Origin of the sequence: Ochrobactrum sp. BTU2 (genome assembly GCF_024539785.1) — a bacterium.
Lineage (GTDB): Bacteria > Pseudomonadota > Alphaproteobacteria > Rhizobiales > Rhizobiaceae > Brucella > Brucella anthropi.
The window spans coordinates 441,176-454,041 of sequence record NZ_JAHWRG010000003.1 but is presented as its reverse complement, the minus strand read 5'-3'; the positions used below and the strand labels follow the sequence as shown (position 1 = coordinate 454,041).

The window sequence follows — 12,866 nt, the reverse complement described above, 5'->3', positions numbered from 1 at the left end:
GTGTCAGACCGTCATATTCTTCAGGAAAGGTTTCAGCTGCGGATAGATACCGGATTTGAGTTTATCCGGCGTATCGTCGCAGACGACCTTTCCCGCGTCCATAAAGAGAATTCTGTCGGAGACTTCGAAAGCGAAGTTCATTTCATGGGTTACGATGACCATCGTCACGCCTTCGCTTGCGAGCGAGCGGATAACGCCCAGCACTTCCTCGACGGTTTCCGGGTCGAGTGCCGAAGTGGGTTCATCGAACAGAATGATGCTTGGCGACATCATCAGGGCGCGAGCGATTGCAACGCGCTGCTGCTGACCGCCCGAAAGCTGGTGCGGATATTTTTCCGCATGGGCGGCCATGCCCACCTTGTTCAGATAATGAAAGGCTTGCCGCTCAAGGTCGGCTCGCGCACCGATCTTGTGGTACAGAGGCGCAAGGAGCATGTTTTCAAGCACAGTCTTGTGATTGAAAAGATTGAAGCTCTGGAACACCATGCCGACATCGCGGATCAAGGAAACGTCTTCCCGGAAAATATGCTTGCCCGATTGCGTCAATTCGGCCGAGATGAACGGCGAGCCGTGCAGTTTTACTTCACCGGCATCGAGACGTTCCAGTCCGTTGAGCAGGCGAATGAAGGTCGTCTTGCCCGAGCCCGAACGACCGATGATAGAGATGACCTCACCGGATTTCACCGTCAGGCTGACGCCCTTCAACACTTCATGCGAACCATAGGCCTTGCGAAGTTCAGTTGCTTCCAGGGCAATGGTGTCGGCTTGCTGGGATTTGCCTTGCGCGCGATCGACGGGAGCTTCAGTGCCGGACAGTTTTGCCGCAACCTCCTGTGGCGACAAGGTGCGTGCCTTCTGACCGCGCCGTATCACATCCGAGCGGCGTTCCAGCATTGAAAGACCGCGATCAAACAGCGTGACGATGAGGACGTAGAAGAAGGCGACGATGGTGAGCGTCTCGAGTACCAGAAAATTCTGCGTATAGAGCCGCTGGCCTACAAGCAGGATTTCGGCAAGCGAAATGACGGAAACCAAAGAGGTAAGCTTGACGATGGTGACGAGTTCATTCGACATTGCGGGTAATGAAACCCGGATTGCCTGTGGAACGACGATCAGGCGCTGGATACCGAGGAAGCTCAGACCCAGCGCACGCCCCGCCTCGATCTGGCCTTTATGAATGGCGAGCAAACCACCCCGATGGATTTCTGCCATATAAGCGGTTTCACTGATGACAAGCGCGATCAGGCCAGCCGCGAAAGCATTCGACAGGAGGGTGCGAAGGACCGGAAAGACCTGCGGCAGGCTGTAGATGAAAATCAGCAGTACCAGAAGCGGAAGGCTTCGGAAGAACCAGATATAGGCCCGCGCGGGACCGTTGATCACCGACCATGATGATTGCTTTGCCAGTGCCAGACCGAAGCCCGCAATCGCCGCCAGAAGCCAGCTCAGCAGGCTGAGCTTGATCACAACCCAGCTCGCCTCCCAGAAATCCCGGTCTGCAAGCAGACCGAGCGCGTAATGCCAATCGTAGTTCAAGCGAAGCCTCCCGTTTCGGCCATGCAGAGGGAAATGGGGCCAGTCCGCCCCGTTTCCGGTTTATTGAGCCGTGGAAACGACCGCTTTGATTTCATCGTCGGTGACAGGCTCCATGCCATAGGTTTTGACGAGCGCGTCATAGGAACCATCCTTTCGCATCTGGGCGAAGGCATCGTTCATGGCATTGAAAAGCTCTTTGTTCTGCGGGGTGGTGGCTACACCCACCATGATCGGATAGATGAGCGCACTGGATGTAACGGCATAATCGTCGGGGAACTTCTTCAGCAGTTCGGCAGCAACGACATTATCCATGAATTCCACGTCGACCGAGCCGCTGCGCAATGCCTGCGTGACCTGCGCATCCGTATCGAATTCGCGTGTCTCGATGGCGCCGAGATTGTTCTTGGCGCAATAATCTTCCGACAGTGCCTTCAGCTTCGGGAGCCAGGACGCTCCTTGCATCGACCCGATGATCTTGCCGCACAGCTCCTTTTCGTTCGCCGGCCGGAACTTGGCGTCCTTCAGCACGAGCAGGGACGAGCCAGCCTTGATGTACGGGATGAAATTGAGAATCTTCTGCCGCTCAGGCGTGACGTAAAGCGCCGATGCAATGACATCGAAATGGTTGGCGCGTGCACCAGTGATGAGGCTGGTGAAGCGCGTGTCCTTGAACTCTGCAGCAAGCCCAAGCTGCTTTGCCACCCCTTCCATCAGCTCGACATCGAAACCTGCCGGCTTGCCGTCCTTCATGTAGACGAAGGGAGGATAGGTCAGGTCAGATCCGACCGACAGTGTGTTTTCCTTGACGGTCTGAGGCGCGGCTGCGGCCTCATGCGGCGCCAACGCGACGACGGCAAATGTGGCGGCGAGCAGGGCTGATTTCAGTTCAGTCACGCGTTTTGAGATTGTCGGAGCAGGCATATCGTTCCCTTTTTTGTTCAATAATATTGTTGAACAATTAAGAGATGGGCTGTGCGATGTCAATATGTCTTCACGCGGGAGCGATGAAGACACGTATGCTCGTCTCTTCCGATGCGATTAGGCGGTATCGGAGCTTCATTTTCGGAACTGGTTTCCAAAACTGGTCTTGGCAAGTTTAGCAGACTTTTGAAGGGTAGCTTTTCGCCAGAGCGCTCCCAGTTAAAACGGAGTCGCTGAAACCGCCCTAAGTATTTGGTTCATTGCATTTGCCTCACGCAAAACCGCTCCGCACTTTTGCTGGAAATGCTTTAACTCTCGAAATCGCCAAAAATATCCTGGAGACGGGTCAGGCTCTGCACTCTTTCATCCACCTGACTACCGAGCTGTATGATGATATGCGAAAGCATGAGATCCATGATGGCAGTCATCGTTGCGGCGCCGTCCCAAAGTGGACCGTGAGAACCGGGTACGATCAGCGCAATATCGGCGACCTCGCTTGCCCACGGGCAAAATTCATCGGTAAAAAGTATCACTTTTACGCCCATTCGGCGCGCTTCAATGGCTAGAGGGCGGGCTTTTGACGCGAAACGGCGGACATCGTGCAGAAACAGAACGCGGTTTTCCCTGGAACCATCCAGGACTTCTGCATAGGTGCCGTTCAACCCGTCCATGAAGGACACTCCCGGACGCGAATAGGATAGCTGTGACGCAAAATATTGCGCTATGCCGCGCACATTCTGATAGGCTGCAACATAGACCTCGCTTGCCCCGATCAGTGCGTTGATGGTCTCCTGCCATTCAGAACGGGTAGTCAGCTCGTAGACGGTGCCGAGATTCTCGATCTGCTGTTGCACCAGGCCGGCAAGCAGTTTGCCTTCGCGAAAATCCTGCTGGAGCCGGGCAACCGGCCCCTTGACCTGCCATGCAGGATTGGAACGACCGCGCCTTAATGCTGTTTTTAACTCCTCCAGCCCGTCGAAACCGAGCCGTCGCAAATAGCGACCGACCGTCATCTGAGAAATGCCAAGACGCTCGGCGATGGACTTTGCCGTTTCGAATGGCAGTTCTGCCAGATTACGCTCGATATAGCTTGCGATCAGCTTGTCGGCCTTGGATTTGCGTAATTCCGCACTTTGGAGACGTATGAGAATTTCTTTAGACAAACTTACCCCTCCCGCTTTGGCTCCGACCCTGATGATGAAGACCGGAGCCAGCACAACAGCTTATTGCGCTGTTTTTACCTTTGTCCATGCCCGGTCGAGCTGGCGCACGCCGGAACCCAGATCCTCGAAGATCTGGAGCCGTTTCATCGTTTCATCTGTCGGATTGATTTCCGTGCTGTTCTTGATGTTGTCAGGTGTCAGCTGACGTGCCGGCACATTGGGCGTCCCGTTGGTCTGTTGGGCTACGTTGAGCGCGGCGATTTCTGGGCGCGTGTAAAACTGCATGAACTTGATGGCATTGTCCTTGTTAGGAGCTGTTTTGAGAACGCACATATCTTCCTGGTACATGGTCGCACCTTCTTCCGGAATGACGTAACCCAAATCTTTCGGATTGCCTAAGACATCCACCATGCTGCCGATAAAATAATGCGCGGCGGCAACGTCGCCCGCGCCGACCATGGGACGGGAATCATAGGTGAAAGCAGCCACATACGGTTTCATTTCGATGACGGTGTCTGCGGCCTGCTGAAGTTGCTTCGGGTCGGTGGAGTTTACGGAGTTTCCGTTGAGAAGAAGCCCAACACCCAGCACCTCACGCATGTCATCGAGAAGCGTGATCTTGAGACCCTTTTCCTTGACCGTCGCAAGCAGATCCTTCCAGCCGGTCACGTCCTTGCCGAGCACGCGACGGTTATAGAGAATGCCCACCGTGCCGAAGGCGTAAGGCAGGCAATATTCTCCGTTGGGGTCGCTTTTGGCGCGCAGAAAGCGCGGGTCGATGTTCTTGAAGCCCTCATATGTATTGATATCGGTTTTCGCAAGCAGATCGAGCTTGGCCATGATGTCCTGCATATGCACGGACGGAAACACGATATCGTAACCGCTGGCGCCACCCTGAATCTTGGCCAGCATTTCCTCATTGGAGGAGTAGGTCGATAGATTGACCTTGACCTTGGTCTCTTCTTCGAATTTCTGAAGCACCGCAGGATTGATGTATTCGCCCCAGTTATAGATGTTCAATTCATCTGCAAAGCTATTGCCTGCAGACATGCCCAGAACGGTGAGCGCAATCAATCCAAGGCGCGGAACGGCACCATTGAAGATCGTCATTGTAGTTCCCCTTGTCATATTTTTCCCCGCAGCCCGCTTTCATTTCTCTGCCTTGGCAGGGATGCAAAGTACGGTCTTCGAGGCGTTGACTTGTACTGGAAAATGATATCAACATAACCAAATCACGCAAGAGTTAATTAAATAACATTTCGGGGAACGAAAATGCGGGATGCGATTGTACGGCTGGTTTCCGCGGCCAAGACCTTTGCGAGTCCAGAAGGCGGCGAGGTCAAGGCACTGGACGGTATCGATCTGGATATCGGCCGTAATGAATTCATCACTTTGCTGGGCCCGTCGGGCTGCGGCAAGACGACTTTGCTACAGGCGATCAGCGGGTTCGCTGCGTTGGATGCCGGACGGATCGAGATCGACGGCGTCGACATGACGGATCGTCCACCTTATCGCCGCCCGGTCAATACGGTCTTTCAGAACTATGCGTTGTTTCCGCATATGAGTGTGGGGCAGAACGCCGGATATGCTCTGGAAGTCGCCGGTATCGGCAAGGCGGAGCGCACGGAGCGTGTCAGGGCTGTTTTGCAGATGGTGGGGCTGGCTGGTTTGGAGGCCCGCCTGCCGCGACAGCTCTCGGGTGGCCAGCAGCAACGTGTGGCTCTGGCCCGGGCCATCGTGGCCCGCCCTAAGGTGCTGTTGCTCGATGAGCCGCTGTCTGCACTTGATAAGAACCTGCGCGAGGCGATGCAGTTCGAACTGAAGACCTTGCAGTACGAACTGGGCATTACCTTCATCTTTGTCACGCACGACCAGCAGGAAGCGCTGACAATGTCGGATCGGGTGGCGGTACTCTCGAACGGGCGCATCCAGCAACTGGACGCGCCGCGGGTTGTGTATGATCGCCCGGTCAATGCCTTCGTCGCCAATTTCGTTGGTGCGAGCAATCTTCTGGAAGGACAAGTCGACGCCAACGGCTTTGTGCTGACGGATGGAACGGTTCTGCAGCACGATGGTGAAGACAAAGCCAAAGGCAGGGGCACCGCACTTCTGCGTCCAGAAAATTTCTCGCTTATCGCGCGCAATGAAAGACATGGGGCGCTTGATGTCACGCTCGACCAGATTGCCTTTATCGGTTCGTCTTTCGAATTGCTCGGACACCTCGCTTCTGGGCGCAAGCTGACGGCGCAGATTCCGGCGGTGGACCGAAACTCGGTCAATGATCTGCAGCCGGGGCAGGCCGCGCGCTGGTATTACGATCCGGCCACAGTCCATCTTCTTTGCGAAGAGGAGGCTGCGTGATGAACCTCGCGAGCTTGCGGCGTCTTCAGCTGGCAGTTCTTCTCGGACCGGCGACGCTGTTCCTGATCGTTTTCTTCGCCATTCCGCTCGCGATCATGGTGGTAACGAGCTTTCTCGCACCTGGCCTTTATGGTGGTGTCGAATGGGAGTTCTATCCTCATAATTTCGGGCGTATCCTCGGTTTTGCGGATCCGGCATTTGAGGAATTCGACCCGATCTATCTGGCGATTTTCTTCCGCTCGGTGAGGATCGCCATCGTGACGGTCATTGCCGCATTGCTGGTCGCTTATCCGGCCGCCTTTTATATCAGCAGGCTTCCCGACAAGTGGAAGAACTTCTGCATCTTCCTCATTACCTTGCCATTCTTCGCCAGCCTGATTGTGCGGCTGTTCGTATGGGTGATGATCCTGCGCCCGACAGGGTTGCTCAACGAGACCTTGATGTCGCTCGGCATTATCTCGCGTCCCCTCGACATGATCTATACCGACGGCGCTATCGTGCTGGGCATGGTCTATGTGTTCCTGCCGTTCATGTTCATGCCTGTCTATGCAAGCATTGAAAAGCTGGACTGGCGTCTGGTGCAGGCGTCGCTTGATCTGGGGGCCGGCCCGGTGCGGACATTCTTCCGGATTGTCCTGCCGCTGACCACGCCCGGCATTGCTGCCGGTTCGGTAATTGTCTTCATTCCTGCGCTCGGAAACTTTGTCGTGCCTGCAGTGCTGGGCGGAGCCAAGGTGATGATGCTCGGCAATCTGATCGAAGGACAGTTCCTGTCGGCGCGCAATTGGCCGTTCGGGTCGGCGCTCGCGATGATGGTGATGGCCGTCATGTTGCTGCTGCTGTTTGGCTATGTGCTCTTTACGAACCGGCGCAATGCCGCCGAAGCGTTGTCGCGGTAAGGGAGACGCAACCATGAAAATCGCCCGTTCCCTCTTCAATGGCGGATTGCTGCTCTACGTCGCGCTGTTCTTCGCCTTCATCTATATCCCGCTGGCACTTATCATCGTCTATTCGTTCAACGCCAATCCGGTGAACATGATGGTGTGGAGCGGCTTTACGACCGACTGGTATGCGCAGGTTCTGGGCTTCAAGACAGTGGTTTCGGAAAGCGCACTCTATATTGAATCGACGGATCAGCTTGTGGCAGCTGTCTTCAACAGCCTGAAGATTGCGACTTCAACGACACTGATATCGACTGTTCTCGGAACTGCGCTGGCGCTGGCCATGCATCGCTACAATTTTCTGGGAAAGCGGTTCTATCAGGTGACGCTTTTCATGCCCATGCTGATGCCGGATATCGTGCTGGGCATTGCGCTCCTGATCTTCTTCGTCAACGCGGGCATTCATCTGGGGCTGACCACGATTATTATCGGCCAATGCACTTTTCTGATCTCTTATGTCTTCATTGTCGTTTCGGCCCGGCTGGCCGGCATGGACCGCACGCTGGAACATGCATCGGCCGATCTTGGCGCCAATGAATGGACCACGTTCCGCAAGGTCGTCATGCCCCAGCTCATGCCCGGCATTCTCGGCGGCGCGTTACTTGCCTTCATCATTTCCATGGATGACCTCGTCATCACCTATTTTATCGCAGGCGTTGATGTTACGACCCTGCCGATGTTCATCTTCGCCATGCTGCGTCGCGGCATCAAACCGGAAATCAATGCGATTGCCGTGATGATGCTGACCTTCTCATTCGTTGTGGCTTCGCTCGGTCTCTATCTTCGTTCTCGGCAGAAATAATATGACTTCACAAACACCTACACGTAAACTGCGCGCTCGCGATCTGGGGCTTCCTTTCACTGGTGTGACCGGTCCGTACAACGCGATCACCGATGTCGATGGCGTTGGCGTCGGCTTTCAGACCATTATCGAGAACGAGCCGCGCCCCGGCCGCAAGCGTCCGGCGCGTAGTGGCGTGACCGCCATTCTGCCGCATATGCAGTCTGAAACCCCGGTTCCGGTTTATGCAGGCGTCCATCGCTTCAACGGCAATGGTGAGATGACCGGAACGCACTGGATCGAAGATGGCGGCTACTTCCTCGGCCCTGTCGTTATCACCAACACGCACGGTATCGGCATGGCACATCATGCGACAGTGCGCTGGATGGTCGACCGCTATGCCTCGACCTACCAGACCGACGATTTCCTCTGGATCATGCCGGTTGTCGCAGAAACTTATGACGGTGCACTCAACGACATCAACGGCTTTCCTGTGACGGAAGCGGATGTGCGCAAGGCGCTCGACAATGTTGCATCCGGCCCGGTGCAGGAAGGCAATTGCGGCGGCGGCACCGGTATGATCACCTATGGCCTCAAGGGCGGCACAGGCACGGCATCGCGTGTGGTCGAATTTGGCGGGCGCAGTTTCACCATCGGTGCGCTGGTGCAGGCCAATCACGGGCAGCGCGATTGGCTGACCATTGCCGGTGTGCCGGTAGGGCAGCATATGCGGGATGGCACGCCGCAGAGCCAGTTGCAGGAGCGCGGCTCGATCATCGTCGTGCTGGCGACCGATCTGCCGCTGATGCCGCACCAGCTGAAGCGCCTTGCGCGTCGTGCAAGCATCGGCATCGGCCGTAACGGAACGCCGGGCGGCAATAATTCCGGCGATATTTTTATCGCTTTTTCCACCGCCAACCAGCGACCTATGCAGCATCGTTCCGCGCCCTTTCTGGACGTCGAGATGGTGAATGACGAGCCGCTTGATCCCGTCTATCTGGCGGCGGTAGATAGTGTGGAAGAGGCAGTGGTCAATGCGATGATCGCGGCTGAGGATATGGGGGGAACACCCTATGACCGGCTGCTTGTTCAGGCCATAGATCACGAACGTCTTCGTGCTGTGCTGCGCCAGTATGGGCGTCTTGCCTGACTCTTCGTAGGATAAGGATTGGAACTCCAGTTCCATCTGATAGCGATCTGGTTCGTGTCACGCGGTTTCCGTCATGCAGGACGGAAATCGCGAATGTCTCCCTTTATCTTGCCGTCTTGACAGTATTCTATCGACGGCACTACGCTACAGTAACACGGCAGATTTTACTGAAGTGAAGGGAGGAATTCATGACTAAAAGTTCAATTATTACAGGGCTGGGTCGAGTTTCAATTTCACGACGCCAGTTTATAACATCGAGCGCACTGGGCGCCGGTGCTCTGCTTCTACCGTCCCTGCCATCTTTTGCAGCTGACAAGCCCAAAGTCGGTCTGGTCATGAAGTCGCTCGCCAACGAGTTCTTCAAGCAGATGCAGGCAGGTGCGGAGGACTACGCCGCCAAGAACACCGACAAGTTCTCCTTTGCCGCTGTTGGCATGAAGGACGAACGTGATTTTGCCGCACAGGTCGATGCTGTGGAAAATTTCATCACGCAGCAGTTCAATGTGATCGTGCTGGCTCCGGCGGATTCCAAGGCCATGGTGACGCCGGTTAAAAAGGCTCTGGAGGCCGGCATCAAAGTCATCAATATTGACGTGGCGCTCGATGAAGAGGCGAAAAAGCAGGCGGGTGTTGACCTTGCCTTTTTCGGTCCGGACAATCGCGAGGGCGCAAAGCTTGCCGGCATGGCGCTTGCCAAGGAGCTCGGCAAGGGCGGCAAGGTGGTTATCCTTGAAGGCAATCCTGAGGCAGACAATGCCAAGGAACGCAAGAAGGGCTTTGACGATGCCGTGGCCGAAGGCGGTTTGACACTGCTCGATTCCAAGACTGCCCATTGGGAAACGGAAGAAGCCAACACGCTGATGACCAATTTCCTGACCCAGTATCAGGACATTCAAGGTGTTATGGCGGCCAACGATTCTATGGCGCTCGGCGTCGTGAAGGCGCTGGATGCCGCCGGAAAATCGGGCCAGATCAAGGTCGTGGGCTTCGACAACATTCCTGCTGTCCAGCCTTTGATCAAGGAAGGCAAGATGCTCGCAACCGTCGATCAGTTCGGCGCACAGATGGCGGCCATGGGCATTGATTACGGCCTCAAGGAACTGGCAGGCGAAAAATTCTCCGGTTGGGTCAAGACGGACATCAAGCTCATCACGGCCCAGGATCTCTGAAAACCGGGATCTTCCAAACATTGCCAATTGTGGGCGGCGCTCCAAGTGCCGCTCCTCTTCACCCGGCAGGCAGGAACAGATATGCAGTCAGCCGACGCCATTTTGAGATTGGAAAATGTCGGCAAGACCTTTCCGGGGGTGGTTGCTCTAAACGGTATCACGCTGGAGCTGCAGCGTGGCGAGACGCATATCATTCTGGGTGAAAACGGTGCGGGTAAATCGACTCTCATCAAGCTTCTTGCTGGCATATATCAGCCCGACACAGGCGAGATTTTTCTGAACGGCCGGCCCTACAAGCCAAAGACCCCGCATGACGCGCAGGTTCAGGGAATCCGCATCGTTCATCAGGAACTCAACCTGCTGTCGCATCTTTCCATTGCCGAAAACCTGATGCTGGAAAGCCTGCCGAGACGTTTCGGCATCATGGACCGAGCGACATTGAACCGGCGCGCCGAAGAGCTTTTGGCCGAGGTCGGTCTGGCGGTCGATCCGCGTATGCCGGTTTCGGAGCTGGGCGTTGCGCAAATGCAGTTGGTCGAGATTGCCAAGGCGCTCGGTTATGACAGCAAACTACTTGTTCTGGATGAGCCGACGGCGACATTGACACCGCCGGAAATCGAACGGTTGTTTGCGATCATCAAGCGGCTGAAGGCAAAGGGTGTCACGATCATCTACATCTCCCACCGTCTGCACGAGGTCTTCGAGATTGGCGACCGCGTGACGGTGCTGCGCAATGGCCGTCTGGTCGAGACGCGCGACCTGCAGGGGCTGAGCGTGCCGGATCTGGTACGCATGATGATCGGTCGCGACATTGCGGATGAGTATGGCTTTAATGCCGATATCAAGCTTGGTTCCGTCGCTCTGGAAGTGAGGAACGTGAAGCGCAACAGCGGCGCTCCGCCGGTTTCGTTTTCGGTGCGTCATGGGGAAATTCTGGGTGTTGCCGGTCTGGTCGGGTCGGGCCGTACTGAAGTGATGCGCGCAATTTTCGGCGCCGATCCCAGATCAGCAGGGCAAATCGATGTTGACGGTCGGCCGGTGACTATCCGTGACCCGCGCGATGCCGTGCGTAATGGTCTGGGTTTTCTGACAGAAGACCGCAAGAGCCAGGGGCTGCTGCTTGATATGCCCGTGTCCGTCAACACCACGATCACCGACCTGAAGAAAATCTCGCACGGTGGCCTGCTGGATAGCCGGGTGGAGAAAGGTGCGGTAACGGAGCTGGTCGAGCGGCTGCGCGTCAAGACTGCGTCTATCGATACGCCGGTGCGTAACCTCTCCGGAGGCAATCAGCAAAAGGTGGTTCTGGCAAAATGGCTGTTTCGCGGGTCATCCACATTGATACTGGATGAACCGACGCGTGGGGTCGATGTCGGCGCCAGACGCGAGATTTATCAACTTCTGTGGATGCTGGCTGCGAACCAGAAGGCCATTATCATGATTTCCTCGGATCTGCCCGAGCTGATCGGCATGTGTCACCGCATCATTGTTTTCTCGAACGGCAAACTGGTTGGGGAACTGGACCGGTCGCAATTTGATCAGGAGCGTATTCTTTCGCTCGCCTATCAGGAGCATGTTCACGCATGACGGAACCCATTTCTCCATCTGCCCAACACCCCGGTGCTGCCGACCGTCAGAAGCTGAAGCGCTTCCTGTTGCGTGATGCCGGCGTATTCTTGGCGTTGATCCTGATAACGCTGGTATTTTCCGTCACTGCGCCCTATTTCGCAACATCGGGCAACGCGCTGAAGATCTTCGTTCAGATTGCGATCAACACAGTCCTTGCGGCAGGTATGACTTTTGTCATTCTGACTGGTGGCATTGACCTCTCAGTCGGCTCGGTTCTCGCCTTATGCACGGTCGTCGGTGCGCTTATCATGACGTCCGGTCTGGAGCCTGCCTTGTCAATTCCGCTGGCTGTTCTGGCATGTATCGCCGTTGGCGGGCTTTGCGGCTTCATCAACGGCAAGGTGTCAACCTACTGGAAAATCCCGTCGTTTATCGTCACGCTGGGCATGCTGAACATCGCCGCCGGTGCGGCACGGGTGGTTTCCAACAACTCCACCATTACCGGTCTTCCGCAGGGTTTTGTCGATTTCGGTAATCTGATTGTCGGCGGCTTTCTGCCGTCAATTTTCTTGATCGCAGTGGCCGTGATCGCTGTCGGCTGGTTCGTTTTGCGCTTTACCGTCTTCGGTCGCATGATCTATGCGGTTGGCGCCAATGATGAGGCTGTGCGCCTGTCGGGACACAATCCCGACACATACAAAATCGCTGCGTTTGTCATTTCCGGCGTCACCGCTGGTATTGCCGCGATTGTCTATCTCCTGCGCCTGAACATCGGCAGCCCGATTGCAGGGGTTGGCTATGAACTGAACGCGATTGCAGCCGTCATCATCGGCGGGACGAGCCTTTTCGGTGGTAAGGGCTCAATCGTCGGCACATTGGCCGGGGCCTGTATTTTGCAGGTGCTCGCGACCGGGCTGCAATTGCTTGGTATCGGCGATAATTACAAGCCGATCATAATTGGCACCGTGATCATCCTCGCCGTGATTGTCGATACCTATCGTGAGAGGCTGTTACGGCGTATTCGCTGACACCGATACTCGAGATGCAGCCACGACCGAACTCAAAAGAAGGCTTCTTGTCCCGCTAACGCATCACGTAATCGGGACGAAGCCATCTTATGCTGGAGTTCAACTGCAGTTAGATATTGATGTTGCCGCGATCTCCGGTCGGAGCCTCCATTTTATTTATAGATGCTCGGCAGGATCGGAGGGAGATTTCGCTGTAGTGGCAAGAGACGGCAAAGCTGTGAGTTTCTCAGAATATTCTTTGCTCCGA

General features: G+C 55.7%; 11 protein-coding genes. 7 read left to right on the top strand and 4 right to left on the bottom strand.

Annotation, left to right across the window (positions count from 1 at the left end; genetic code table 11):
- Window positions 1-3: 3 nt before the first annotated feature.
- From KWJ32_RS11080 to KWJ32_RS11065, 4 genes are all read right to left on the bottom strand, one after another.
- Window positions 4-1,536, bottom strand: a complete 1,533-nt coding sequence (locus KWJ32_RS11080; protein ID WP_151610158.1) for an amino acid ABC transporter permease/ATP-binding protein — start codon at window positions 1,534-1,536, stop codon at window positions 4-6.
- A 60-nt stretch (window positions 1,537-1,596) separates the two neighbouring features.
- Window positions 1,597-2,457 carry an ABC transporter substrate-binding protein gene (locus tag KWJ32_RS11075; RefSeq protein ID WP_010660493.1) on the bottom strand — a complete coding sequence of 287 codons (861 nt, stop codon included), beginning with the start codon at window positions 2,455-2,457 and terminating at the stop codon, window positions 1,597-1,599.
- Window positions 2,458-2,765: 308 nt separating this feature from the next.
- Complete coding sequence (locus KWJ32_RS11070; RefSeq protein ID WP_151610159.1) at window positions 2,766-3,620, bottom strand: MurR/RpiR family transcriptional regulator; 855 nt, start codon at window positions 3,618-3,620, stop codon at window positions 2,766-2,768.
- 60 nt (window positions 3,621-3,680) lie between these two features.
- Window positions 3,681-4,730: a spermidine/putrescine ABC transporter substrate-binding protein gene (locus KWJ32_RS11065; protein WP_036588306.1), complete on the bottom strand. Its 1,050-nt coding sequence runs from the start codon at window positions 4,728-4,730 to the stop codon at window positions 3,681-3,683.
- Window positions 4,731-4,892: 162 nt separating this feature from the next.
- Here KWJ32_RS11065 and KWJ32_RS11060 point away from each other — a divergent pair, with 162 nt between their 5' ends.
- The 7 genes from KWJ32_RS11060 (at window position 4,893) to KWJ32_RS11030 (ending at window position 12,619) form a co-directional block, all read left to right on the top strand.
- A complete protein-coding gene (locus KWJ32_RS11060) occupies window positions 4,893-5,981 on the top strand; it encodes an ABC transporter ATP-binding protein (RefSeq protein ID WP_256885979.1) in 1,089 nt (362 codons plus the stop codon).
- Window positions 5,981-6,880, top strand: a complete 900-nt coding sequence (locus tag KWJ32_RS11055) for an ABC transporter permease (RefSeq protein WP_011982554.1) — start codon at window positions 5,981-5,983, stop codon at window positions 6,878-6,880. Before KWJ32_RS11060 ends, KWJ32_RS11055 begins: the two co-directional genes overlap by 1 nt.
- Before the next feature lie 13 nt (window positions 6,881-6,893).
- Window positions 6,894-7,724, top strand: coding sequence for an ABC transporter permease (locus KWJ32_RS11050; protein WP_011982555.1), 831 nt, complete (start codon window positions 6,894-6,896; stop codon window positions 7,722-7,724).
- Window position 7,725: 1 nt separating this feature from the next.
- Window positions 7,726-8,853, top strand: coding sequence for a P1 family peptidase (locus KWJ32_RS11045; RefSeq protein ID WP_011982556.1), 1,128 nt, complete (start codon window positions 7,726-7,728; stop codon window positions 8,851-8,853).
- 188 nt (window positions 8,854-9,041) lie between these two features.
- Entirely contained in the window at window positions 9,042-10,022 is a 981-nt protein-coding gene (locus tag KWJ32_RS11040) for a sugar ABC transporter substrate-binding protein (RefSeq protein WP_011982557.1), read from the top strand.
- Window positions 10,023-10,103: 81 nt separating this feature from the next.
- A complete protein-coding gene (locus tag KWJ32_RS11035) occupies window positions 10,104-11,609 on the top strand; it encodes a sugar ABC transporter ATP-binding protein (RefSeq protein ID WP_011982558.1) in 1,506 nt (501 codons plus the stop codon).
- Complete coding sequence (locus tag KWJ32_RS11030; protein ID WP_011982559.1) at window positions 11,606-12,619, top strand: ABC transporter permease; 1,014 nt, start codon at window positions 11,606-11,608, stop codon at window positions 12,617-12,619. The genes KWJ32_RS11035 and KWJ32_RS11030 overlap by 4 nt, the downstream gene beginning before the upstream one ends.
- Window positions 12,620-12,866: the final 247 nt, after the last annotated feature.

Coding starts and splice junctions, on each gene's coding strand:
- KWJ32_RS11075 (WP_010660493.1), bottom strand. CDS start 2,457: ATGCCTGCTCCGACAATCTCAAAACGCGTGACTGAACTGAAATCAGCC.
- KWJ32_RS11065 (WP_036588306.1), bottom strand. CDS start 4,730: ATGACGATCTTCAATGGTGCCGTTCCGCGCCTTGGATTGATTGCGCTC.
- KWJ32_RS11060 (WP_256885979.1), top strand. CDS start 4,893: ATGCGGGATGCGATTGTACGGCTGGTTTCCGCGGCCAAGACCTTTGCG.
- KWJ32_RS11055 (WP_011982554.1), top strand. CDS start 5,981: ATGAACCTCGCGAGCTTGCGGCGTCTTCAGCTGGCAGTTCTTCTCGGA.
- KWJ32_RS11050 (WP_011982555.1), top strand. CDS start 6,894: ATGAAAATCGCCCGTTCCCTCTTCAATGGCGGATTGCTGCTCTACGTC.
- KWJ32_RS11045 (WP_011982556.1), top strand. CDS start 7,726: ATGACTTCACAAACACCTACACGTAAACTGCGCGCTCGCGATCTGGGG.
- KWJ32_RS11040 (WP_011982557.1), top strand. CDS start 9,042: ATGACTAAAAGTTCAATTATTACAGGGCTGGGTCGAGTTTCAATTTCA.
- KWJ32_RS11035 (WP_011982558.1), top strand. CDS start 10,104: ATGCAGTCAGCCGACGCCATTTTGAGATTGGAAAATGTCGGCAAGACC.
- KWJ32_RS11030 (WP_011982559.1), top strand. CDS start 11,606: ATGACGGAACCCATTTCTCCATCTGCCCAACACCCCGGTGCTGCCGAC.